The organism is Gulosibacter molinativorax (assembly GCF_003010915.2).
GTDB lineage: Bacteria > Actinomycetota > Actinomycetes > Actinomycetales > Microbacteriaceae > Gulosibacter > Gulosibacter molinativorax.
Map to the genome: position 1 here is coordinate 2,477,743 of NZ_CP028426.1, position 22,630 is coordinate 2,500,372.

General features: G+C 64.9%; 21 protein-coding genes and 1 riboswitch. Of the genes, 6 read left to right on the top strand and 15 right to left on the bottom strand.

The genetic code is table 11. The annotated features are described in order from the left end of the window. Window positions 1-8: 8 nt before the first annotated feature. The 8 genes from GMOLON4_RS11385 to GMOLON4_RS11420 form a co-directional block, all read right to left on the bottom strand. Window positions 9-1,292, bottom strand: coding sequence for a glycosyltransferase (locus GMOLON4_RS11385; RefSeq protein WP_035732687.1), 1,284 nt, complete (start codon window positions 1,290-1,292; stop codon window positions 9-11). Window positions 1,293-1,323: 31 nt separating this feature from the next. Beyond that, a complete protein-coding gene (locus GMOLON4_RS11390; protein ID WP_026936821.1) occupies window positions 1,324-2,706 on the bottom strand; it encodes a D-arabinono-1,4-lactone oxidase in 1,383 nt (460 codons plus the stop codon). 9 nt (window positions 2,707-2,715) lie between these two features. Further along, window positions 2,716-3,066: a chorismate mutase gene (locus tag GMOLON4_RS11395; protein ID WP_026936822.1), complete on the bottom strand. Its 351-nt coding sequence runs from the start codon at window positions 3,064-3,066 to the stop codon at window positions 2,716-2,718. Between the two features lie 24 nt (window positions 3,067-3,090). Then, window positions 3,091-3,804: a deoxyribose-phosphate aldolase gene (gene deoC / locus GMOLON4_RS11400; RefSeq protein ID WP_026936823.1), complete on the bottom strand. Its 714-nt coding sequence runs from the start codon at window positions 3,802-3,804 to the stop codon at window positions 3,091-3,093. 133 nt (window positions 3,805-3,937) lie between these two features. After that, on the bottom strand, window positions 3,938-4,573 hold the full coding sequence (locus GMOLON4_RS11405; protein ID WP_051266777.1) for a GNAT family N-acetyltransferase: 636 nt from the start codon (window positions 4,571-4,573) through the stop codon (window positions 3,938-3,940). A gap of 222 nt (window positions 4,574-4,795) precedes the next feature. Beyond that, a complete protein-coding gene (locus GMOLON4_RS11410; protein ID WP_026936825.1) occupies window positions 4,796-5,593 on the bottom strand; it encodes a PfkB family carbohydrate kinase in 798 nt (265 codons plus the stop codon). A gap of 93 nt (window positions 5,594-5,686) precedes the next feature. After that, window positions 5,687-7,762: an ATP-dependent zinc metalloprotease FtsH gene (ftsH, locus tag GMOLON4_RS11415; protein WP_026936826.1), complete on the bottom strand. Its 2,076-nt coding sequence runs from the start codon at window positions 7,760-7,762 to the stop codon at window positions 5,687-5,689. Between the two features lie 77 nt (window positions 7,763-7,839). Continuing rightward, window positions 7,840-8,448, bottom strand: coding sequence for a DUF1269 domain-containing protein (locus GMOLON4_RS11420; RefSeq protein WP_026936827.1), 609 nt, complete (start codon window positions 8,446-8,448; stop codon window positions 7,840-7,842). Window positions 8,449-8,627: 179 nt separating this feature from the next. On the opposite strand from GMOLON4_RS11420, the gene GMOLON4_RS11425 reads away from it, so the two are divergent. Further along, window positions 8,628-9,908 (top strand): PucR family transcriptional regulator, encoded by a 1,281-nt coding sequence (locus GMOLON4_RS11425; RefSeq protein ID WP_026936828.1) that lies wholly within the window; start codon window positions 8,628-8,630, stop codon window positions 9,906-9,908. Window positions 9,909-10,004: 96 nt separating this feature from the next. Here GMOLON4_RS11425 and efeB read toward each other — a convergent pair whose 3' ends face one another. The 5 genes from efeB to GMOLON4_RS11450 all read right to left on the bottom strand — a co-directional run bounded on the left by efeB (window position 10,005) and on the right by GMOLON4_RS11450 (window position 15,721). After that, complete coding sequence (efeB, locus tag GMOLON4_RS11430; protein ID WP_026936829.1) at window positions 10,005-11,330, bottom strand: iron uptake transporter deferrochelatase/peroxidase subunit; 1,326 nt, start codon at window positions 11,328-11,330, stop codon at window positions 10,005-10,007. 2 nt (window positions 11,331-11,332) lie between these two features. Further along, complete coding sequence (gene efeO / locus GMOLON4_RS11435; RefSeq protein WP_026936830.1) at window positions 11,333-12,580, bottom strand: iron uptake system protein EfeO; 1,248 nt, start codon at window positions 12,578-12,580, stop codon at window positions 11,333-11,335. Window positions 12,581-12,630: 50 nt separating this feature from the next. Beyond that, entirely contained in the window at window positions 12,631-13,614 is a 984-nt protein-coding gene (efeU, locus tag GMOLON4_RS11440) for an iron uptake transporter permease EfeU (protein WP_035732690.1), read from the bottom strand. A 311-nt stretch (window positions 13,615-13,925) separates the two neighbouring features. After that, entirely contained in the window at window positions 13,926-15,215 is a 1,290-nt protein-coding gene (locus GMOLON4_RS11445) for an adenylosuccinate synthase (RefSeq protein ID WP_026936831.1), read from the bottom strand. Between the two features lie 65 nt (window positions 15,216-15,280). Then, window positions 15,281-15,721, bottom strand: a complete 441-nt coding sequence (locus GMOLON4_RS11450) for a DUF3151 domain-containing protein (protein ID WP_026936832.1) — start codon at window positions 15,719-15,721, stop codon at window positions 15,281-15,283. A gap of 42 nt (window positions 15,722-15,763) precedes the next feature. After that, a riboswitch (FMN riboswitch) is annotated at window positions 15,764-15,890 on the top strand. Between the two features lie 98 nt (window positions 15,891-15,988). Between GMOLON4_RS11450 and GMOLON4_RS11455 the strand changes: the two genes are divergently transcribed. From GMOLON4_RS11455 to GMOLON4_RS11475, 5 genes are all read left to right on the top strand, one after another. Then, complete coding sequence (locus GMOLON4_RS11455; RefSeq protein WP_084147479.1) at window positions 15,989-16,852, top strand: ABC transporter permease; 864 nt, start codon at window positions 15,989-15,991, stop codon at window positions 16,850-16,852. A gap of 81 nt (window positions 16,853-16,933) precedes the next feature. Next, window positions 16,934-17,971 carry an ABC transporter substrate-binding protein gene (locus tag GMOLON4_RS11460; RefSeq protein ID WP_051266745.1) on the top strand — a complete coding sequence of 346 codons (1,038 nt, stop codon included), beginning with the start codon at window positions 16,934-16,936 and terminating at the stop codon, window positions 17,969-17,971. Window positions 17,972-18,337: 366 nt separating this feature from the next. Continuing rightward, the gene (locus GMOLON4_RS11465; protein ID WP_146137561.1) at window positions 18,338-19,009 is read left to right on the top strand and encodes a homing endonuclease associated repeat-containing protein; all 672 of its coding nucleotides are present in this window, start codon (window positions 18,338-18,340) and stop codon (window positions 19,007-19,009) included. 96 nt (window positions 19,010-19,105) lie between these two features. Next, window positions 19,106-20,146, top strand: a complete 1,041-nt coding sequence (locus GMOLON4_RS11470) for a sigma factor-like helix-turn-helix DNA-binding protein (RefSeq protein ID WP_084147480.1) — start codon at window positions 19,106-19,108, stop codon at window positions 20,144-20,146. An 88-nt stretch (window positions 20,147-20,234) separates the two neighbouring features. Continuing rightward, window positions 20,235-20,864 (top strand): TrmH family RNA methyltransferase, encoded by a 630-nt coding sequence (locus GMOLON4_RS11475; RefSeq protein WP_026936836.1) that lies wholly within the window; start codon window positions 20,235-20,237, stop codon window positions 20,862-20,864. Window positions 20,865-21,058: 194 nt separating this feature from the next. Here the strand turns inward: GMOLON4_RS11475 and GMOLON4_RS11480 are convergent, their stop codons facing one another. Both GMOLON4_RS11480 and GMOLON4_RS11485 read right to left on the bottom strand, forming a co-directional pair. Continuing rightward, on the bottom strand, window positions 21,059-21,922 hold the full coding sequence (locus tag GMOLON4_RS11480) for a DNA-methyltransferase (RefSeq protein WP_026936837.1): 864 nt from the start codon (window positions 21,920-21,922) through the stop codon (window positions 21,059-21,061). Window positions 21,923-21,931: 9 nt separating this feature from the next. Beyond that, window positions 21,932-22,618, bottom strand: a complete 687-nt coding sequence (locus tag GMOLON4_RS11485; protein ID WP_084147481.1) for a septum formation family protein — start codon at window positions 22,616-22,618, stop codon at window positions 21,932-21,934. Window positions 22,619-22,630: the final 12 nt, after the last annotated feature.

Genomic DNA, 22,630 nt, shown 5'->3' on the forward strand with positions numbered 1-22,630 from the left:
CACGACGATCAAACCCTTGACGCGAATTCATCGAGGAGATCCGCAGCTTTCGAAGCCCCGCCAGCTTTGTCGAGCTCAGTCGCAACGTTGCGCGCGGCATCGCGATAGGTCCCCTCGTTCAGGACTTTCCCGACAGCAGCCCCGACTTGGCGCGGCGAAGGCCGACCGTTGCGTAGGTTTACCGCGGCGCCCGACGCCTCGACGCGCGCCGCAATTTCGGGCTTGTCGAGGTCACCACCGGCGATAACGAGCGGAATTCCGTGCGCGAGCGCGCCTAGCGTCCCGCCCCAGCCGCCGTTTGTGACCATGGCATCGACGCGCGGGAGCAGCAAGTCGTACGGGATAAACCCGGCGACGCGCGCATTGCATGGCACCGAGAAGGGCAGACGGTCATGCCCGCGACGCCCGGTCGTGACGACGACGATGAGATCGAGGTCTGCGAGGGCCTCGAGCGTCGGGCGAATGAGGTCGGTCGGGTCGATATTGAACGTGCCCTGCGTGACGTGCACAACCACCTTGCCGTCGAGGTCCGACCACCAATCTGGGAGCAGACCAGATGATGTCCTCGGCGTCACGCCCATAGCGGTGAGGTTCCCCACCCACCGCAGATGCTTGGGTCGGTCGGTTCGATGGTGGTCCAATGCGGGAACACCACTGGCGAGGATGAGCTCCGACGAGAACACCGCGCGATCGAACGGTAGCCGTGAGGGCGACAGCCCAGCAGCGCGGCGGGCCCGCGACAGTGCTGGCCCCAACGCCGACCCGAGCGCAGGCGTGAGCGAACGGAGCAGCGCATCCCGCGCCTTGCCGACCGGGCCGTGACCGGGCAGCAAACCGAGCCCGTTGGGTGGCCCTTCCCTGCTCGGCAAACCGAGAGGCAGCACGGCAAGGGTTACCCAGTGGCAACCGAGTGACTCGGCGCAGAGCCGCGGGGCAACGGTCGATTCTTCCGCGACCAGAATATCCCACGGTTCACGCTGCCACTCGTCTCGGAGGTCCGCCACTTGCCCCGGTGCGGTACCGATGAACAGATCCGCGAGATTGGTGATGACCTGCCCGATTCCTGGCCTTCCACGGAGCCTCGGGAAGGTCGTCTCGAGGTCATGCTCATCGAAGTCCGGCGCTCTCTGCCACCCGAGCCAGCTCGCGCCCGTCGCCTCGACACGTTCCCGGTAAGCACGTCCTGTGTAGACACGGACGTCGTGCCCGCGCCCTACGAGTTCGGCCGCGACCGCCAGGACTGGTGCGACGTGACCGGCAAGCGGCATCGCCATGAGCATGAACTTGGTCATCGTTGAACCGCCCCTCGGGATAGCTCCGGGACTAATCTCCCAGCGCCCGCTCCAGATACGCGTTATCGAAGACCCGCTGCGGGTCAACCTTGTCGCGCAGCGCCACGAACTCGTCGAACTTCGGGTAGAGATCGCGCAGCTGCGGCGCGCGCAGCGTGTGCATCATCCCCCAGTGCGGGCGACCACCGGCCGACTGCAGCACCTCTTCGACGACGCCGAAATACTCCGCGTGCCGCTCGCGCACATAACGGTGCACCGCAATGTAAGCCGTCTCGCGACCGTATCCCGGCGAGAGCGGGACGTCATCCGCCGCCCCACACCGAACCTCAATCGGGAACGAAACCGTGATCCCGTGCGCATCGATCTGCCTACGAATCTCGCGGACCACCTCCGGCCCATCCTCGAGCGGCACCGCGTATTCGAGCTCGTTGTAGCGCATCCGCTTCGAGTTGCCGAACATGGTGACCGAGTCCTCGACGTACTGGCGAGAGCCGGTCAGCGCTGAGGTGAAGTGCGAAACCCGCTGCACGAGCCCCGGCGCGACCGTGCCCAACGACGCCGCAAGACCCTGGGCCCAATACTGTACGAGCTCCTCATCGAAGAACTTCGCCGCATTCTTGCCTCCGAGCCCCTCGGGTTCCTCGCCGTCCGCGAGTCGGCGGTGCGCCTTCACGAGCGCCTGCTCTGCATGCGGGAACCAAAAGAACGAGAAGTAATCCGTCGATCGTGCGCGCTCAAGATAGGAATCGAGCACCGCATCCAACGGCTCCGCCGACTCGTTGGCCTCGACACGGAACGTCGGCACGCACTGAATCGCGACCTCGACGATCACGCCCAAAGCGCCAAGACCAAGACGCGCAAATTCAAACAAGTCCGTGTGATTGCGCTCGTCGCAGTACACGATCTGCCCGTTCGCGAGCACCATCCGCAGGCCCTTGACCATCGAGGACAGCCCGCTCGTGCCAAGCCCGGTGCCGTGCGTGCCGGTCGAGATCGCGCCAGCGATCGTCGGCGCGGCGACATCGCCCTGGTTCTCGAGCGTCAGCCCATGCTCGGCGAGCAGATCATGAACCTCGTGCATCCGCGTGCCCGCGCGAAAGGTTGCCACACGCGTTTCCGGGTTCACCGAAACCAGCCCGCGGTAGTCGTCGAAATGCAGGCGCAGGCCCTCGGTGCCTGCGATGTCGTTGAACGAGTGCCCGGAACCGACCGACTTCACCTTGAGTCCAGAGCCTCCGGCACCAACCACGAGCGCGCTCACCGCCGTCTCGCTCGTCGGCCCGGCCGCGAGCTGCGAGGTCTCGGTCACGCCACCCGACCAGTTACGCCACGTATTCCCGCGACGCTTCGGCAGCGAGGTCGCGGGACGCGTCGGCAGAATCTTGCCGGGTTTGTCGGCCTGTGATTCGGTCATTGGCTGCGGCTACTCCCCTGAGGGCTCGGTTGTGGCTGCGGCACCCTCGGCAATGCGCCGGTGGTGATGGATGACTTCGGCAATCACGAAGTTAAGGAACTTTTCCGCGAACTCGGGGTCGAGTCGCGACTCATGCGCAAGCTCACGAAGACGTGCGACCTGACGCTTCTCCCGCTCGGGATCCGACGGCGGCAGGTCGTGCTTCGCTTTGAGCTCGCCGACCTCCTGCGTGTGTCGGAAACGCTCCGCGAGAATGTGAATCATCGCCGCATCCAGGTTGTCGATCGAACCGCGGATCTCGCCCAATTTTTGTAGGGCTTCCTGCTGGTCTTTCGTCGGGGATGCGTGCTGTTGAGTCATGACTACGACTCTATCGAAATTGGCTTAGGCCTCGGGCGCTTCGGCCAGGACTTTCTTGCCCGAAGACATCCCGAGTCGGTTCGCGCCAGCCTCGATCATCGCCATCGCATCCTCGTAAGTGCGCACGCCGCCCGATGCCTTCACACCGAAGTCGGGGCCCACGGTCTTGCGCATGAGCGCGACCGCCGCGACGGATGCACCGCCGGCGGCATGGAACCCGGTCGAAGTCTTCACAAAGTCTGCGCCCGCAGCAACGGATGCCTCGCAGGCCTGGACGATTTCCTCGTTCGTGAGCGCCGCTGACTCGATGATCACCTTGAGCACGGTCGGCGAAGGCACGGCCTGGCGAACCGCGGCGATGTCCTGCTCGACGAGCTCCGGGTGGCCGGCTTTGAGCATCCCGATGTCGATCACCATGTCGATTTCATTCGCGCCCTCGGCTACCGCACGGGACGCCTCGACCGCCTTGATGCTCGAGTGGTGCTTGCCCGACGGGAAGCCCACGACGGTCGCGATTTGCGGCTCGCCCTCGGCGGGTTCGAACGGTTCCGAGTCAGGGTCGAGTCCGGTCCACGCGGCGCCGATCGGCAGCATGTTCGGCGAGACGCACACCGCGTACGTGCCGATCTCCTTCGCCTCCCGGTAGAGCGCGGCGACATCATCGTTGGTCGCGTTAGTCGCGAGCAGCGTGTGGTCGATGTACTTCGCCAGTTCGGCGCGGGTGAGCTTCAGGCTCATTGCGGCTCCTTGAGGGTTTCGGGCTTCGCGGCATGGATGCGCGGCGGCTCGAGAGCGCCGGTCGCGTGGATGCGCTGGGATAGGAGAATAGTCAACCACGGACCCCTGGTCAGCGGCTTGAAACGCGCTCGGGCTACTTCGGAATGCGGGCGAGCAGGCCCGCCCGCACCCCATCCCATTCCTGCTCAAGGATCGAGAAGACCACGGTGTCGCGGAATGTGCCATCGGCGCGCAGCTTGTGCTCGCGGAGCGTGCCGTCGTGGTGGGCGCCGAGCTTGCGCATCGCTGCCTGCGAGCGGCTGTTGAGGTTATCCACCTCGAAGACCGCGCGGTGGAAACCGCCGCCGAACACCGCATCCAGCACGGTGCGCTTGACGTCGGGGTTCAGGCCCGCGCCCCAGGACTCCGGCGCGTATGCCGTATAGCCGAGGTGGACGCTGCGCTGCTTGAGATCGGCGAGGTACAGCGACGTTGTGCCGACCGCGGCGCCGTCGTCGTTGAGCCGGATGACGTACGTGCGCCCCCGTTCGACGCCGGGCGTGTATCCGAGCAGCCAGTCCGCGAACGCCTCGTCGGTCGCCGGGAGCCCGGCGGGCCCGCCGCCGAAACCGCCCGCGAACACCTCGGGATGACGCAAGGCCTTTGCGAGCTCGAGCGCACCCTCCGGGGTCAGCGGCTCGAGCCGTACGTGCCTGCCCTCGAGCACCGTGTCCTCGGCCGGCAGCGTTGCATTGGCGGAGGGCTTCGCCTTGTTGCTATCGCTCGTCATTGCAGCTCCCGCCTCCAGGTACTGGTCGTATAGCCAATCATTGCAGTTCACGCACGCGCTGCCCGTGTCGGTGGCGCTCATCACTGCAGGTCGCGCACGCGACCCTTGCCGGTAGCGCTCATCATTTGCCGCACTTCGGCCATGATGAGCGCTAGCGGCAATGGGTAGCGTGGGCACACAGTTCGATACGCCGACTTCGTCGGCTACTCACTGAGCGCGCCGCTACTCCCCCTGCCAGACCACGTCGAACGGGGTCTGCGCCGAGATCGCGCGGCGGATGCCCGCAGTCACGAACTCCTTCGCGTTCTCGACGGCGGTGTGCAAGTCCTGGCCCTGCGCGAGGCCCGCGGCGATGCCCGACGCGAGCGAGTCACCCGCACCCGAGACGCGGTTCTCACCAATCTTGGGACGCGCGAACTCGACGAGCTCCGAGCCGTCCCACAGCACATCCACCGCCTGGTCGCCCGGCGTGTCGACGCCACCCTTTACGAGCACCGCCTTCGCGCCGTGGTCGGCGATGCGCTTCGCGGCCTCGCCAAAGTCGGCCACCGAGTCGAGCGACTCGATGCCCGAGAGAATCTGCGCCTCAATGACATTCGGCGTCAGCACATCTGCCAGCGGCAGCACCTCGGCGCGCAGCGAGTTGTCGATGTCGAGCGCGGCGCCCGGCTCCTGACCCTTGCAGATCAGCACCGGGTCGAGCACGATGTTCGGCAGCTTCGCCGCGGTGAGGATGTCGCGAACCGCCTCGATCGTCGGCACGGCTCCGAGCATCCCGATTTTTACGGATGCGGGGGTCCAGTCGGCCAGGATCGCCTCGGCCTGGTGGCGAATCACCTCGGCGTCGATCGGCACGAATCGGTGGTTCCAGTCATCCTTCGGGTCAAACGACACGATGCAGCTGAGCGCCGCGGCACCGTAGACGCCGAGCTCCTGCAGCGTGCGCAGGTCGGCCTGCACGCCCGCGCCGCCGGTTGCTTCCGAACCGGCGATGACAAAGGTGACGGGTGGGTTGGTCATGAAAACGTCCTCGTATTGGTGACAGACAGTGCCAAAACGAATCGGTGCGGCGCCGCAAATTGCGATGCCGCACCGATTCATTAGGAGACAACCTTACCCTTCCGGCACGGCCTTATTCTCATGCCCCGGCGACCCCGGCTTCGCGCCGACCAGCAGCGGGCGGGCAGGCTGGTGCACGAGCCCCGCGGCCTCGTACGCCTCCGCCTCGTCGAGCGTCTCCTTCTCGAGCAACGCCGCGACAAGCGAGTCGTGGTGCACACGGTTCTCGCGCAGCACCTTGCGGGTCTCGGCATAGCAGTCGACGACCAGCGCGCGCACCTCCTCGTCCACCAGCTCGAGCAGCCGCTCGGATGCGCCGGACTGGCGCGGGTCGCCATCCTGCGGGTAGACCTGCACGGGACCGACCTTCTCGGACATGCCCCAGCGCCCCACCATCTGGCGGGCGATGTTGGTGACGGTCTGAAGGTCTGACTCGGCGCCGGTGGTAATGACGCCGAAGATTTCCTCTTCGGCCGCCATGCCACCGAGCGCGCCCATGATGCGGCCGCGCAGGTAGTCGACGTCGTAGCCGTAGCGATCCGATTCGGGCGTCGACACCGTCACGCCGAGTGCACGACCGCGCGGGATGATCGAGATCTTGCGCACCGGGTCGGCACCCGGCCGCAGCATCCCGAGCAGCGCGTGCCCGGCCTCGTGGTACGCGGTCCGCAGCTTCTCTTCCTCGGGCATCACGATGCCGCGCTCGGCACCGAGCTGAATCTTCTCGAGCGCGTTCGAAAAGTCCGATGCGTGCAGGTGCGTGTCCTCGCGCTTTGCCGCGAGAATTGCCGCCTCGTTCGCGAGGTTCGCGAGGTCGGCACCGGTCAGGCCGGGCGTCACCTTCGCGACCTGCATGAGGTCGACATCATCCGCGAGCGGCTTATTGCGCGTGTGGACCTGCAGGATCTGCTCGCGACCCTTCGCATCCGGAGCCGACACCGTAATCTTTCGGTCGAAGCGACCAGCACGGGTCAACGCGTCGTCGAGCACATCCGCGCGGTTCGTGGCCGCGATCACCACGACGCCCTCTGAACCGTCGAAGCCGTCCATCTCCGTCAGGATCTGGTTCAGCGTCTGCTCGCGCTCGTCGTTGCCACCCATCGAACGCGAGCTCGAGCGGGAGCGTCCGATCGTGTCGATCTCGTCGATGAAGATGATCGCGGGGGCGACCTTGCGCGCCTCTTCGAACAGCTCGCGCACTCGCTGCGCGCCGACGCCCACGATCATTTCGATGAACTCGGATGCGCTGGCCGAGAAGAAGGGCACGTCGGCTTCACCTGCAGTCGCGCGCGCGAGAAGCGTCTTACCCGTACCCGGGGCACCCTCGAGGAGCACACCCTTGGGTGCCTTCGCACCGAGCCGCGTGTACTTCTCGGGGTTCTTGAGGAAGTCGACGATCTCGTAGACCTCGGCCTCGACCTCGTCGATACCGGCGACGTCGTCGAACGTGACGCGCACCTTTTCCGGGTCGACTCGCTTCGACTTCTTGCCGCCCCCGAACATCCCACCGGCACCGCCAGCACCAGCGCCGCCCATCAGCTCGCCCGCGTTCTTCTGCGCGCGGCGGATGATCCAGAACCAGAGTCCGAAGATGATGAGCATCGGCAGCAGCGAGATGATGATGTTCCAGAACGTGCCGCGCTCTTGCACAAGCGGCGTCGCGCTGACTACGACGTCCTTGTTCTCCAGCTGCGCGAGCAGGTCATCCTGCGCGAAGGTCGGCCGCTCGGTCGTGAAGTACTGGTACTGGCGATTCCCGCTGTCGTCTGGAATATCAGCGGCCTGAATGAGCGAACCCTCGATCGTGTCACCACGCGAGAAGACCTCTTCGACGTTGCCGTCCTGGACCTGCTTCGTGAATTCCGAATACGGAATCGTGGCGGATGGATTGGACCACGCATCCTGAACCGAAGTAAACCCGAACAGCACGAGCCACCCGACGAGCAGCCACACGATGATCGCCCACCATTTGGGCGGCTCAGGCATCTGCGGTTCTTCCGGCATGCCCTCGGTGCGCCAAGGCTTCGGATCATTGCCCTGCTGGTTCGCGCCCTGCTGGCGGTTTTGCTTCCCTTGTTGTCCGTCCCGGGAATTGACGGGTTTCTTTTCTTCAGCGGCATCTCGCGCCATGTCGTCCTCCAATGAACGCAGCGATTGAGCCAACCGTTGTTGACCCAATCGCCGCAATAGATTTGCTTGGGCGTGAGCTAGTCGGCGATGCCGAGCTTCTGCTTGAGGTTCTCCTTGCGCTGCTCGAAGTTCTCCTTGCGCTCGGCCCTGCGCTCCTCGCGCGCAATACGATTCGCTTCTTGGCGGCCCTGCTCGTATGCATCCTCTGCCGCCTCGAGCTCACCGAGGACCTCTTCCACAGGGCGGCGGTACACGACGCCGCCGAGTTCGGCCACGAGCTCGTTGACGACCCCGACCGCGAATTCCTCCACCTCGGCGATGACAACCGTGCCACCATTCGGGATGGACTGGCTCAGCTGGTCGAGGACGGTCTCGCCACGGTCGGCACGGCGAGCGTCGAAGGCGCCGCCAACGAGCGCGCCGCCGCCCCAGCCAAAGAGCATGCCGATCGGGCCACCGAGCACACCGAGCAGAAGACCGGTGAGGCTCCCTGCCCACGTGCCGGTGCCGCCGACCGCATCCTCGCCCTCGGGGATGCTCAGGCGACCTTCCTCGTCACGGTTCACGAGAACGGCGGTGCGGACGTTGACGCGGCCCTCGAGACCCGCGCCCTTCAGATCGCTGAGCGCCTGGTACGCCTTGCTCTCTTCCGTGAATGAAGCAACGATGATGTTGGTCTCAGTCATGTGTGAGGCTCCTTCGACAAATCGGATGAAAAGCCGCCCTGAGTTCGCGCGACAGTACTAGCTTTGTCGACACCAGTCGTGAAGGCATCGTGCAGTGTGCAGCGAACCTGACCCGAGTCGTGGGCAGTTTGCCCCGGCACGCAGCCATCGCAGTTCAGTTCCGTCACTAGGCTGGGCGAATGACGGTTTCTGCCGCAATGACGAAGATGTTGTCCTCGCTGGATTGGGAGGGCGAGCTCGACGACGCCGAGTTCCTGTCCCCGGCATCGATCGATTCCATTACCGACCGGCTACGCGAGGGCCTCGGTGACGGTGCGATTCGCTGGATCCTGGGCACGTCAGAATCCTTTGTCGCGCAATTCGGCATCGAAGTTCAAGATCCGCTCGCGTCCCGCAAAAAATTCGTCCTCTTTTCGCAGCAACTGCTCGCGAGCATCCTGCTGGGCTTGCTCGAGGGCGAGCCACCGTCCATTAAGGGCATCCACCGCGATCGAGAGATCATCGCGGACTTTGTGACGCGTGGTACCGACATGCGCGCCATAGGCGATTCGCTGCGCAAGATGCAGCGCGAGATCCTTGTTCGCCTAGTTGAACGCCTCGCCGATATTGGACCGGATAGCTCGATCCTCGCCGAAATTGCGGCGGGCGTGACGGGCACGATGGACCTCTGGCTCGAGTGGATGCTGGAAGCCACGTTTGCCGAGCGCGACCGGGCCGCGCGAGCTGAGGAGGTGCGAGTTCGCGGTGCCATCGAGGACTTGCTTGCGGGCGGCCCGGTGAACCTCACGGCGACTTCGGAGCTGCTGAGTCGGCCAATAGACGCATGGCACGTGTGTTGTGCGATCGGGGCCTCGCCCGAGGTGTCCCTCGAGCAGGACTCAATCGATGTAGTGGCCACCGGGTTCGCATCGGCCCACGGCGACCCTAACCCGCTTCGCTATGTGACGGCGGGCGGCGAGACCTATGTCTGGGCAACCATTTCGCACGAGCCAGGCGACCTGCCAGCCCTTGACGTCGAGGTTCCCGAACGGATGTCGGTTGGCATCGGTTCCGCGGGCCGAGGCGCCGAGGGTTTCCGTATTTCACGCCGCGAGGCCGCGGATGCATTTCAGCTGTCCCTGCGCATCCCCGCCACCGAGCCGGTGAAGTACCAGGATGCATCACTCGCGATCCTGCTTTGCCAAGACGAAGAGCGTGCCCGCGTGTTTGTTCAGGATGAGCTGGGGGAAATCGCCCGCGATACGCCCGAGGCCGCGGAGATGCGCGACACGATGCGCACGTTTTTCGCCATGCGGATGCGCATCGCGCCGTCAGCCGAAAAGCTGTTCTTGCATCGCAACTCCCTGATCAATCGGCTTGATCGAATTGAGCGGACGCTCGGTCACAGCCTCGCGGAGCGCACGCCCGAGCTGCAGGCGGCGCTCACCATCGCGGACCTGTACCCCACGGTCGGGGAGTAGCGCCAAAGGCGCGTATCGAACTGACCCCGGCCTCGATACGTGGCTTCGCCACTACTCGGCCAACGAATCGCGCCACTACTCGGCCAGCGACAACACCTACGCCTCGAACATGCGCTGGCCGACGTATTCATCCGCGCTCACGCCCGGAGGCACGAAGAATACGCCGGTGCGGTTCGTCTTCAGGTACTCCACGAAGAGATCATCCCGCGCCATGTTCTTGTGCACCTTGGCGAAGCGCTCGGGCGCGTTCACGAACGCAATAAAGAAGAGCCCCGCATCCAGCCGCCCCTGCGCGTCGTTGCCGTCGACGTAGTTATAGCCGCGACGCAGCATCCGAATGCCCCCGTTCTGATCCGGGTGCACGCGGAACACGTGTGATCGCTCGTCGATCAGCGGCGCGCCGTTCGAGCCCTTCGCCGCAAAGTCGGGCGCCGTGAATTCCGTACCGCCCGAAAGCGGCGCGCCCTCAACCTTGTCGCGGCCGGTCACGCGCTCCTGCTCGGCCAGCTGCAGGCCATCCCACACCTCGATCGTCATCGCGATGCGCCGCACGACCATGTACGTGCCATTCACCGCCCAGGCCGGGCCCTGCGCATCCGAAATCCAGACATGCTCCCCGAGCGGCCCGGGTTGCTCGGCCTTGAGGTTGTTCGTGCCGTCCTTCAGCCCGAAGAGGTTTCGTGGCGTCGCCTGCGAGGTCGACGTGGACGACGTGCGCCCGAACCCGAGCTGCGACCACCGCAGCCGTGCCCGACCCATCGCGATTCGCGTGAGGTTGCGGATCGCGTGAACCGCGACCTGCGGGTCGTTCGCGCAGGCCTGGATGCAGAGGTCGCCATCAGAGAGCGCCGGATCGATGAAGTCATTCACGAGGACCGGAAGTTCGGTGAAGTGATCCGGCAGGATGCTCGCGAGGCCGAACCTGTCTTGGCCATCGGCCGTGATGAACAGGCTCTTGCCAAAGCCGAACGTAATCGTGAGGCCCGACGCCCCGAGACCGACTGCCTCCCCCGAATCCTCGGGCGGGTAGTACGCGCCACCACCGAACGCGCCGCCCGGCGCGACCTCGGCGCCGAGCGTGAGCCTGCTCGCCGCGTATGTCCAGTCCTGCAGCAGCTCGATGAGGTCGGCCCGCTGCAGCCCCTCCCGCATATCGAAGGCGGCGAAGTGCATTCGGTCCTGCGCCGGCGTGATGATGCCGGCCTGATGGACTCCCCCGAAATCGTAAGTCAGGCCGTCCGACTCACCCACGGCCGTCGGAGGCGTCGACGTCGCCTGCTGAACACCGATCGTGCCGAGGGCACCGATCGCGATCCCCGCCGCACCCCCGCCGAGCAGCCCGAAGAGGCCGCGTCGGGAAAGTCCGCGGCGCTCGCTTTCGCCGGGCTCGGCGGATGCGTCGGGCTCACTACTTCCTTTCACTGCTACTCCAGCACCGTGCCGGTGAGCTGCGACAATGGCTCGCGGAGGGCATCCACCTGCTCGGTCAGCGCGGTCCGCTGGTCCGCGGTGACGATGTCATAGGAGACGAAGCCCGCGTCGAGATTTCCGTACTGGTCGAGCCCGGTCTGCATCGCCTCAAATTCCGTACGGATGTCCGAAACGAGCTGCGTGCCCTGCTCGCCCCGGCCTTCGGCGATCGGCGCGACGAGTTCGAACGCGGCCTGTGCCCCCTGAATATTGCCCTCGAAGTCCCAGAGGTCAGTGTGCGACCACCAGTTTTCCTCACCCGTGATCTTGCCGACCGCGACTTCTTCGAGCAGACCAATCGCGCCATTCGATACCGACGCGACCGTGAGCTGCTGATCCGCGGCGAAGCTCTCGCTGTTCACGAGGTCGTTGAGCTTGGCGACGTCGCTGATGAGCGCCTCACCGACCACCTGCCGCTGCTCGGTGGTGCTCGGTGCCCAGTTTTCCCACGCCGAGGTGCCGTCGGCATTCAACGCGGACTTGTCGGGAACCCAGAGGTCTTTCTCCATCCGGTGGAAACCGAGCCACTCGGTGAAGCTGGGGTCATCCGCCTGCAACTGCTCCGCCTCCGCACGGTAGTCGACCTCGCGATAGTCGATGCGGGCGTCGAGGATCCCCAGCGCATCCGCGATCGGTTCGATGCGCTCGTAGTGGACTCGCGCATCCGCATAGAGTTCACGCGCCTGGTCGTCGTTGCCGTCCATGTAGGCCGACGCGAACTCGTCCACGAGCGGCACGAGCTGAGACACCTCATCCCTGACGTAATTGGTGTAGTCGACGACCACCTGGTCGAACGCGGCCTGGTCCTCCGCGCTGAGCGCCGTCGACTCGCCCGTCACGACGAACTCCGCCTGACCGACGTTCGCGCCGATCATGCCGGGCTTGCAGGCCGTGAAGTAACTGCCCGGCTGCAACGAAACGGTGAGGTCGGCGGTGGTGCCGGGCGTGATGTTCTCGCGCTCTGCCACGATGCGCAGACCGTCGTCGCCGAGGAGGTAGAACTCGGTGGCCTTGTCGCCTTCGTTCTTGATCGAGAACGTGACGTTGCCACTCGCGATCGAGTCGGCCGAAACGGTGCATGCATCCGCCGTCGAGCTCACCTGCACGGCGTCGCCGGCACCGGCGACGTTCTCAACGCAGCCGGTCAGCGCGAGAGTGGATGAGAGCCCGAGTGCACCGAGGAGGGCGAGCTTCTTGTTCATGTACTGCTTTCTGTCGTGCCAAATGGCGGGAGTGTGCTTGTGCCGTTTGGCTACGAGGTGATGGGGGCGGCGGATGCTGCGGGCAGGGCCGGTGCGCTGGTTGCCGCGCCTTCGCTGGCCGCTGCCTGGCGGGCCTTCAAGGCCTTGCGCTCAAGCGCAGCCTTGCGGTTGCGGCGAGCGAGCCGGATGAACAGCGGCAGTGTGATGCCGATGTACAGAACCCACGCGATCACCTCGAGCCAGGACATCTGCGGGGCGAAACCGATCGTGCCCTTGAGGAGCGCGGCCAGGAATCCAGATGGTTCGATCACGTTCTGGACGTCGAAGGCCCAGCCGAACGGGAAGGCCTCGAAGCCGACGAGTACGTTGCCCGTGGCCGGGTCGATGGGCGTGATCGCGCCACCCGAGAAAGGCCCGGGCAGCACGCCGGCCTCCTGGAGGTCATGGATGCCGTAGGCAAGGATGCCGGCGGACATGACGATCAGGAACGCGCCCGACCAGGTGAAGAACTTCCCCAGATCGAACTTCAGCATGCCGCGGTAAAGCAGGTAGCCGAGACCGGCAGAGACGAGTAGGCCGGTGAACGCGCCGACGATCGCGAGGGCGCTGTCGAGCCAGCCGTACAGCATGAGCGTGGTTTCGATACCCTCGCGCGCGGCCGTGACAAACGCGATCCAAAAGATACTCGCGGCGCCGCCAACGAGCAGCGCGCGGTCGACGTTGCCCTCGACCTCGGCCTTAACTCGGGAACCGGCCGACATCATCCAGAACGCCATGCCCGTAACGAGCACGACGGCGAGCAGCGACATCGAGCCGCCGATGATCTCCTGTGCCTGGAACGAGAGTCCGTAGCGCCCGAAGGTGAAGAACGCGCCGAGCGCCAGCGAGAGCACGACGGCCGCGCCGATGCCCAACCAGATTGGTCGGCGCAACTCTCCGCGGCCGAGCTTGCGGATGTACGCGATGAGAAGGCCGACGACGAGCGCGACTTCCAGGCCCTCGCGGAGGCCAACCAAGAGTGCTGCAAGGAACATGCGAGCTGAATCCATTCCTGTGATCGCGGCATCTGAACCGCGGGATGAGAATCAGCATACACAGAGGTAAGGCTTACCTAAATCTTTTTTTCGGTGGGATGCGCAACACCACCACGCCTGTTGGCAAACAGACGAACGCGCCGCCCCGTACATCAATGATGCATCGCGGGCAGCGCGTGTCTAGGTTAGGTGAGCCTTGTTCTTTCGCCGCGATACGCGCGACCTCGATACGCGCCTGCGGCGCTACTCGGCCAGCGGGCCCGTCGGTCACCGAGTAGGCGCGCAGCGCCGTATCGAGGTGCGGCTGCGTCCTAGTCGCCGAGGAGGTTGTGTCGCTCGATGATGTGGTCGCGGGCCGGCCCCGTACCGATCGCCGAGATGCGCGCGCCCGAGAGTTCCTCGACCGCGAGCACGTAGTCCTGCGCGTTCTTCGGCAGGTCCTCGAACTTCTGGATGCCCGAGATGTCCTCTTCCCAGCCCGGGAATTCCTCGTAGATCGGCTTCGCGTGGTGGATGTCGGACTGCGACATCGGCATCTCGTCGAAGCGCTGGCCCTCGACGTCGTAGGCGACGCATACCGGAATCGTCTCGAATGTCGAGAGCACGTCGAGCTTCGTCATCACGATGTCGGTGAGGCCGTTGATGCGCGACGCGTAGCGGGCAACGACCGAGTCGAACCAGCCGGTGCGGCGCGGGCGGCCGGTGGTCGTGCCGAACTCGCCGCCGCGTTCGCGCAGCTTCTCGCCGAACTCGTCGTCGAGCTCGGTCGGGAACGGCCCGGAACCGACGCGCGTGATGTACGCCTTCTGGATGCCGACGAGCCGGTCGATCTCGCGCGTCGAAATACCCGAACCGGTCGCGACACCCCCGGCGGTGGCCGAGGACGAGGTCACGTACGGATAGGTGCCGTGGTCAATATCGAGCATGGTCGCCTGGCCAGCCTCGAAGACGACGTTCTTGCCCGCCTCGAGCGCCTGGTGCAGCTCGAGCGCGGTGTCGCCGACCATGGGGCGCACGCGCTCCGCGAACGGCAGCAGGCTGTCCGCGATCTCGTCGACCGAGAACGCGCGGCGGTTGTACGCCTTCACGAGCAGCTCGTTCTTCTGCACGAGCGCGCCCTCGATCTTCTGGCGCAAGATGCCCTCATCAAAGAGGTCCTGCATCCGAATACCGACGCGCGACATCTTGTCGGCGTAGGTCGGGCCGATGCCGCGACCGGTCGTGCCGATGCGGCGCTTGCCGAGGAAGCGCTCGGTCACCTGGTCGAGCGCGCGATTGTACTCGGGGATGATGTGCGCGTTGCCCGAGATCCGCAGCTTCGAGATGTCGATGCCGCGCTCATCGAGGTGCTCGAGCTCTTCGAAGAGCACGTTGAGGTCCACGACCACGCCGTTGCCGATCACCGGTGTCACGCCGGGCGAGAGGATACCGGACGGCAGCAGGTGCAGCGCGTACTTCTCGTCGCCAATCACGACGGTGTGGCCGGCATTGTTGCCGCCGTTGAACTTCACCACATAGTCGATCCGGTTTCCGAGCAGGTCGGTCGCTTTGCCCTTACCCTCGTCGCCCCACTGGGTGCCGATGATCGCAATGCCTGGCATGAACTCATCTCCTTGAGGAATGCATCCTTGATTACTGCGCCGTCAAAGACGCAAACAGGTCAACTCTACTGGGCGACGCCATCCAGCTTCTCGATAGCGGCCTCAGCTTCGGAGTCGGCGTCGCGCAAGAGAGCGGTGAGCCGCTCGACCTCGTCGTTCTCACCGATCGCCTCGGCGGCCCGGCGCAGCTGCCAGAATGATCGCAGCACGCCCTGGTTCGGCTCGTGCGACCACGGAATCGGCCCCTGGCCACGCCAGCCTGACTTGCGCAGCGCATCCAACCCGCGGTGATAACCAACTCGGCTGTACGCGTAGGCCTCGAGGATGCGGCCGTCGACGAACTCGCGCTGCGCCGCCTCGGCCCAGGCGAGGGATGATTTGGGATGCTTCTCGACGATAGCCGCGAGCGCGTGCTTTTCGCGGGGCAGGTGGCTGAGGTCATCGAGTACTTCGGGCTCTTCGTCGAGCCGCGTCTCGGGGATACCAAGGAGATTATTTGAAGTCATAGTTTCATTATGGCCAGGAACAGGTTAGGTTTCCTTTCAGTACACGTGCTCCGGGGTCGGTGAAAATCCGAACCGGTGGTTAAAGTCCACGACCCGCTGGTTTCGGCTGGCGGTTGATTCGGTGTAATTCCGAAACCGACGGTCATAGTCCGGATGGGAGGCGCGCGTGAGCTGCAGAACATCCGAGTTGGCTGGCCTGTAGCGACAACCACATTCGTGCCTTCCCTTGTCTTACCCACCTCCTCCGGAGCTGGAAGCAGAAAGACAATGGCACGAAATTCCCGCACCGACTGGTCGCGCATCCTGGCGCCGGTGCTGCTCGCGATCATCGTGGTCGCTGTTTGGGAGACCGCGGTGCGAAGCGGCGCCGTGAGCGCAATGTTCCTCCCCGCGCCGAGCGACTTGATCGCACGATTCTGGCTCGAGCTGACGCAAGGACCACTCCTCGACCACACTTGGCAGACGCTGATCGCCGCGCTGATGGGCACCGTGCTGGCGACGCTGGTCGCGGTTCCGCTCGGCTATCTCATCGCGCGAATCGACTGGGTCGACATGGCCGTGACTCCGTACGTCACCGCATCCCAGGCCATCCCCGCCGTCGCCGTTGCGCCGCTACTTGCCCTGTGGATCGGCTACGGCCTCACGCCGATCGCGATTCTGTGCGCGGTCGTCGCGTTCTTTCCGATGCTCATCACCACGACGATTGGCGTGCGTGCGCTGCCACAGGATGTGCTCGAGGCGGCTCGGCTTGACGGTGCGAACACGTGGCAATCGCTCGCGTGGGTCGAGGCGCCGCTTGCGATGCCCAGCGTGCTCGCTGGCATCCGCGCGGGTGTCGCGCTGTCGGTGACCGGCGCCGTGGTCGGCGAGTTCACGATGGGCGGCAAGGGCCTCGGCATGCTGCTCACGCTGTTTCGGGATGCGAACGACACCGAGGGGATGTTCGCGACGCTCCTCATGCTCGTGATCCTCGCGGTCGGGATGTTCACGGTGCTGCGGGTGCTCGAGTCGCTCGCGAATCGCCGCCAGCGACGCACCTCGAGCGACATGCGTCAGCAGCTGGATGCCGCATCCGAGAACGACCAAGTCATGACGGTGCCGCTGGTCGATGCGGCACCTCTCGATCGTTGAGTAGCGCCGAAGGCGCATATCGAAACCCACGCTTATTGAGTAGCGCCGAAGGCGCGTATCGAAATATCAAAGGAGCCCCAAATGTCCACCAACCGATTCCCCCGCGCGCTGAAGGCACTCGCGACGACGGCCGTCGCCGCCCTCGCCCTCGTGGGCTGCCAGGCGGGCTCGCCCGGCGCATCCGAAACCACGGGGGCAGCCGGAACCGGCGAGCCGCTGACGATCGGCTTGACCTACACCCCGAACATCCAGTTTGCGCCGTTCTATGTAGCGGAGGAGCTCGGCTACTTCGACGAGGCGGGCGTGAACGTCGAGCTGCGCCACCACGGCGAGAGCGAAGAGCTCTTCGGCGCGCTCAAGACCGGCGACGAGCAGCTCGTGTACGCGGGCGGGGACGAGATCGTGCAGGGCGTCTCGGGCGGAGTGCCCGTGCAGTCGGTTGCGACGCTCTACAACACGTACCCGGCCGTGCTGATCGTGCCCGCTGACTCGGATATTCAGAGCGCGGCCGACCTCGCTGGCCACTCGGTTGGCACGCCCGGCCCGTACGGTCAGACGTACTTTGCGCTGCTCGCGATGCTCGAGGGCGCTGGGCTGAGTGAGGCGGACGTCGACGTGCAGCACATCGGCTTCACGCAGCAGGCCGCGCTGTCGTCCGGCAAGGTGGATGCGGTGATGGGCTTCGCGAATAACGACGCGGTGCAGTTCGCGGCGCAGGGCATGGATGTGCGGGTCATCGAGGCCGTGGACTCTTCGGCTCCGACGCTGGTCGGGCCGGCTCTGGGTGCCGAAACGAGCGTGATTGCCGAGCGCGGCTCGGACGTGACCGCGGTGCTCGGCGCTGTGAAGCAGGCGATCGAGTACATCGCGCAGAACCCTGACGAGACGATCGAGATCTCGGCCTCGTACATCCCGACGATGACGACTCAGGAGCAGAAGGACGCGGCCCTCGCGACGCTCGAGGCGACCATCCCGCTGATGGAGGCCGACGGTGACCTGCCGTTGCTCACGAACAACCCCGACACGTGGGCCGCGATGACCGAGTTCATGCTCGAGGCCGGAATCATCACCGAGCCCGTTGCCCCCGAGGACGCCTTCACCAACGAGCTGCTGCCGTAGCGCGCGAGGCGCGGCTTGTTGCGTCGCGCCTAGTGCGGCGCCTTCCCGCATCCCCTCCGCAAATCCGTCACTCGATGTAGTCGAGGATGCATCAAATGCATTGAGTGACGGGCCTGCGGGGTGACCCTAAGGGATCCGTCACCCGATGCAGTCCCAGGCCCACCAAGTGCATCCAGCGACGGGCCTGCCCAGCGACCCCCAGAGATACGTCACTCGACGTTCTTGAGCCGTCTCCGAGTGCATCGAGTGCCGGATTTGTATGGAAGCCAACCGCAGACCCGTCACTCGATGCAGTCTCCGGCTCACCAAGTGCATCCAGCGACGAGTTTGCTGAGGGGACGGGCGTGCTCCTCTATGGTGGAACGCATGATGCCGGAATCGGAGCTCGTCGCCCATCTTCAGACGTGGGCTAGCCAAGCATCCTCGTTTCGGCTGACTGACTACGGAGATTGGGCGCGCGCGAACGAGGCGCCCAGCGCATCCACGCTAATCCTCCGCTTCGGGAGCTGGAGCGAGGCGATGCGCGCCGCCGGGCTCGAGGACAAGATCACGAGCGTGCGGCAGCAGCGGCGCGTGATCTCGAACGCGGAGCTGTGGGCGAGCGTGGTCGCGTACCTCCGCGCCGACCGCAAGAGCCATTCGTTCGCCGACCTCAAGGTGTGGATGCAGCAGCAAGAATTGCCGAGCGCCGCGACGGTGCGGGCACGGCTCGGCAAGTGGTCGGAGGTGCGGGACACCGCCGAGAAAGTGATCGCCTACGCTGACGCCCAATCGCCAACGCCTTGGGAATTTGCGGACGAGGTGCTCTCGATCGTGCCCGGCGAAGGTCCGCGGCGCGAGCACACCGACGACGCCTGCTATTCGGCCCTCCATCGAGTCGCGACGGTGCTGGATGGGCCAATCACTGTGGCGCAGTATGACAAGGTTCGTGCCCCTGCCGAACCGAGCTCGGGCGTGCTCATGAAGCGATACGGCAGCTGGTACGAGTCGCTGCAGTGGGCCGATCTCGGCGACCGCGCGACGTCGGCGCGGGCGTAGTCGCCGCTCTGCAACGGATCTCACGAATATTGTCGGTGGCTGGTGCCACTATCCATTCATTGGACGTGAAAGTTATCGACGACGTTGGAGAACCCAATGACCCAAGACAAACCTGTGGAGAGTGGCCTCTTTGAACGGGACAGTCGGATCGTTGCTCGCCTGCTGGACGGTCAAAATCTCCAGCAAGTTGGCGAGGAGTTCGGACTTACCCGCGAACGCATCCGACAGATAGCTAAAAAGCGCGGCGTGGATGTGCTGAAAATTAGAGAATCCAAGAAGAACGGTCAAGCTCGGAAATTTCGAGACCTAAGTTCGGCCGTTGAAAAGTTCTCAATTCAGCATCCGCTAGCGAGCGTGGATGAGATCGCGTTGAAATTCAACTTGGATCTCGAAACTGCGGAGCGGGCACTCGGGCGTCGAGTGGCCATTCATAGGCCACGCGAGCTCGCCGTCAGTCGGACGTTCACTGACGACGAAATGCTCGACCATCTCAGAATCTGGGCAAAGTCAGCATCAAATTTCCGCCGAGAGGACTACGAGAACTGGGCGGAAGATACTGATTTTGTATCACCAGCGACGTTGACTCTTCGATTCGGTAGTTGGGGCGAGTCAATGCGTCGAGCAGGTCTCGGGCACTTGACCGAGAACCGATCACTTCGGAAAGTTATCTCCGACCTCGAACTCTGGGCTTGCGTAGTTCAATACTTGAAATCAGATCGCGATCGATACTCATTCGGAGATCTCGGTGTTTGGCTCCGAAAATCCGCCCTGCCAAGCGCAGAACTCGTACGGTCGCGCCTCGGTAAGTGGCTAGACGTGCGCGAAACCGCACTTCGAATCATCGATTACGAGAACAACTCAGCACCGGGCACGTGGACATTTGCGGACGAGGTTTTAAGCACTGTCCCCGGTGAGGCAAAGCGACGCGAATTTTCTCCTGAGGAAACCCGCGCAGCTCTGAGACGGGTGGCTGCGTTAGACCGAGGAAAGATCACCGTGGCGAAATATGATTCGCTGCGGTTAGAAGACGAACCCAGTTCGGGCTTAATTATGACTCGAAATGGCGGCAGCTGGCACGATGCACTCGTCGACGCCGGCCTCGGCGACCGTGCGAATCGCCCACGCGACAGGTCGTAGCGAATCGGCCGGATGACGAATCCATCCCCGCGCATCCGCCTACCCAGCCGCGGTACTACCCTCGAGGGTGGACTTGGAGAGGGAGCGGATGAGCGAAACACACGAGCTATCGACGTACGGGGTTGGGCCGTGGGAGGGCGAGTGGCCCGACGATCCGCGATACGATCGCGAACTGCTCGAGCACGGTGACACGCGCAACGTCATCGATCGCTTCCGCTACTGGACGATGGATGCGATCATCGCCGACCTCGATGAGACGCGGCATCCATTCCACGTCGCGATCGAGAACTGGCAGCACGACATGAACATCGGCTCGATCGTGCGCTCGGCGAACGCATTCGGCGCGAATACCGTGCATATCGTGGGTCGCAAGCGCTGGAATAAGCGCGGCGCGATGGTCACCGATCGATACCAGCACGTCATGCACCACGAGACGGTGGATGCGTTCGTCGAGTGGGCGCGGGGTGCCGGCATGCCGATCATCGCGATCGACAATGTTCCCGGATGCGTGCCGATCGAGACGACGCCGCTGCCCGAGCGCTGCGTGTTCCTGTTTGGGCAGGAGGGCCCGGGACTCACGAAGGCCGCCGTTGCCGCCGCCGAGCAGGTGATTGAGATTACGCAGTTCGGGTCGACGCGCTCGATCAATGCATCCGCTGCCGCCGCCGTGACGATGCACGACTGGGTGCTGCAGCACGTCTACGGCCGCAAGCCTTAGTCGGGCGTAATACTGAACCGCATCGAGTGACGGATCGCTGGCGGCCGCCCCACAGGCCCGTCACTGGATGCACTTGGAAGCCCCGCGACCGCATCGAGCGACGGATCATTGGCCGGCCCTCCCGCAAGCCCGTCGCTGGATGCACTTGGAAGCCTCGCGATTACATCGAGCGACGGATTTGCCGAAGTAGGGAGCTAGCCCGCGTAGAACGCGACGTCCGCATCCGCGAAGCGCCGCCGCATCGTCGCGATCGCCTCCGGATTCTGGTCGACCAGCACGAACCGCCGCCCGAGCGACATCGCCGCGGCACCCGTCGTGCCGCTGCCGCCGAAGAAGTCGAGCACCCAATCCCCCGGCCGGCTGCTCGCCGCGATCACGCGCCGCAAAATCCCGAGTGGCTTCTGCGTCGGGTACCCCGTCTTCTCGTGCCCGTTCGGCGACACGATCGTGTGCCACCACACATCGGTCGGCAGCTTCCCGCGCGCCACCTTCTCGGGCGTGACGAGCCCCGGCGCCATGTACGGCTCCCGGTCAACCTCTTCGCTGTCGAAGTGATACCGCCGCGGATCCTTCACGTACACCAGAATCGTGTCGTGCTTCGACGGCCACCTCGACTTCGAGCGGGCGCCGTAGTCGTACGCCCAGATGATCTCGTTGAGGAAGCACTCGCGCCCGAACAGCGCATCCAGCAGCACCTTCGCGTAGTGCACCTCGCGGTAGTCGAGGTGCAGATAGAGCGTTCCGGTCGCATCCAGCAGCCGCCAGGCCTCCTCGAGCCGCGGCTCGAGAAACTCCCAGTAGTCCTCGAACGCGTCGTCGTACGAGGTGACCACCCCGCGCACAGTCTCGTACGTCTGCCCCTTGAACCCGATCCGCGTGCCCGACTCCGACCGCACCGACTTCGTCGTCTGCCGCAGCTGCTTCCGCCCCGTATTGAACGGCGGGTCCAGATAGATCAGCTGAAAGGATGCATCGGGCAGCGATCGCAGGACCGGCAGGTTATCGCCGTGAATGACCGCATTGGGCCCGTCCGGCGCCCACGAAAACTCGCCCGTCATCCCTGCATCCTATGGCTGGAGCGAATCGAATTGTTCCGCGGAGGTCGCAAAGCAGTAGTACGAGCGGATGCCCGCATCCCACTCGACCTCGTCGGCTGGCCAGCGCACCTGCACCTGCAGGTCCGGGATGCTCGCAGCGGCATCGAGGTTGATCGCGTCGGGCGACTGGCAGGCAATCATCGCGCGCTCGCGCAGTGCATCCTCGCCGGGCCAGGCTTCACCGTCGAGGACCGATTCCACGGGCACGATCGCCGTGAGCTGCGCCGTGTGCGACTCGTCGCACGAGATCGGCGCGAAGTCGGACGCCCAGGGCGTCTCGAGCGTCGCGAAACAGTCCCCCGCTTCGAGCGTCGCGAGGGTGGATGCGGCGGGCTGGGTCGTCGCAGGCACGGCCGAGTTGGGTGCCTCGGCGCGGCCGAAGGGCGACCAGATCCATCCGGCGACCCCCGCGGCGAGGACGATTACCGCGCAGATCGCGAGGTTGCGCCCGAGCGGCGAATGGCGTCGCGCATCCTGCCGCCGAGCGGCTTGGCCGTCGCGCCGCGCTCCAGCCGCAGAGTCCCCCACCTCGCGCAGCGACGCGCCAGCACCAGCACCAGCAGAGCCCCGGCCCTCGCGCCGCGAACTTCGCGTGCCGTCAGCAGGACCGCGAGCGCCGGACGACTGCCTGTCGGAAGAGGGTTGTGAACCGGCCACGCCGTCACCGGC

What these genes read in the sequence shown, in the direction of transcription:
- GMOLON4_RS11445 (WP_026936831.1), bottom strand. Translation starts at nt 15,215, where the DNA reads ATGCCAGGCATTGCGATCATCGGCACCCAGTGGGGCGACGAGGGTAAG.
- ftsH (WP_026936826.1), bottom strand. Translation starts at nt 7,762, where the DNA reads ATGGCGCGAGATGCCGCTGAAGAAAAGAAACCCGTCAATTCCCGGGAC.
- deoC (WP_026936823.1), bottom strand. Translation starts at nt 3,804, where the DNA reads ATGAGCCTGAAGCTCACCCGCGCCGAACTGGCGAAGTACATCGACCAC.
- GMOLON4_RS11475 (WP_026936836.1), top strand. Translation starts at nt 20,235, where the DNA reads ATGAGCGAAACACACGAGCTATCGACGTACGGGGTTGGGCCGTGGGAG.
- GMOLON4_RS11465 (WP_146137561.1), top strand. Translation starts at nt 18,338, where the DNA reads ATGATGCCGGAATCGGAGCTCGTCGCCCATCTTCAGACGTGGGCTAGC.
- GMOLON4_RS11470 (WP_084147480.1), top strand. Translation starts at nt 19,106, where the DNA reads ATGACCCAAGACAAACCTGTGGAGAGTGGCCTCTTTGAACGGGACAGT.
- GMOLON4_RS11410 (WP_026936825.1), bottom strand. Translation starts at nt 5,593, where the DNA reads ATGACCAACCCACCCGTCACCTTTGTCATCGCCGGTTCGGAAGCAACC.
- efeO (WP_026936830.1), bottom strand. Translation starts at nt 12,580, where the DNA reads ATGAACAAGAAGCTCGCCCTCCTCGGTGCACTCGGGCTCTCATCCACT.
- GMOLON4_RS11480 (WP_026936837.1), bottom strand. Translation starts at nt 21,922, where the DNA reads ATGACGGGCGAGTTTTCGTGGGCGCCGGACGGGCCCAATGCGGTCATT.
- efeU (WP_035732690.1), bottom strand. Translation starts at nt 13,614, where the DNA reads ATGTTCCTTGCAGCACTCTTGGTTGGCCTCCGCGAGGGCCTGGAAGTC.
- GMOLON4_RS11425 (WP_026936828.1), top strand. Translation starts at nt 8,628, where the DNA reads ATGACGGTTTCTGCCGCAATGACGAAGATGTTGTCCTCGCTGGATTGG.
- GMOLON4_RS11450 (WP_026936832.1), bottom strand. Translation starts at nt 15,721, where the DNA reads ATGACTTCAAATAATCTCCTTGGTATCCCCGAGACGCGGCTCGACGAA.
- GMOLON4_RS11460 (WP_051266745.1), top strand. Translation starts at nt 16,934, where the DNA reads ATGTCCACCAACCGATTCCCCCGCGCGCTGAAGGCACTCGCGACGACG.
- GMOLON4_RS11395 (WP_026936822.1), bottom strand. Translation starts at nt 3,066, where the DNA reads ATGACTCAACAGCACGCATCCCCGACGAAAGACCAGCAGGAAGCCCTA.
- GMOLON4_RS11405 (WP_051266777.1), bottom strand. Translation starts at nt 4,573, where the DNA reads ATGACGAGCGATAGCAACAAGGCGAAGCCCTCCGCCAATGCAACGCTG.
- GMOLON4_RS11385 (WP_035732687.1), bottom strand. Translation starts at nt 1,292, where the DNA reads ATGACCAAGTTCATGCTCATGGCGATGCCGCTTGCCGGTCACGTCGCA.
- GMOLON4_RS11420 (WP_026936827.1), bottom strand. Translation starts at nt 8,448, where the DNA reads ATGACTGAGACCAACATCATCGTTGCTTCATTCACGGAAGAGAGCAAG.
- GMOLON4_RS11455 (WP_084147479.1), top strand. Translation starts at nt 15,989, where the DNA reads ATGGCACGAAATTCCCGCACCGACTGGTCGCGCATCCTGGCGCCGGTG.
- GMOLON4_RS11390 (WP_026936821.1), bottom strand. Translation starts at nt 2,706, where the DNA reads ATGACCGAATCACAGGCCGACAAACCCGGCAAGATTCTGCCGACGCGT.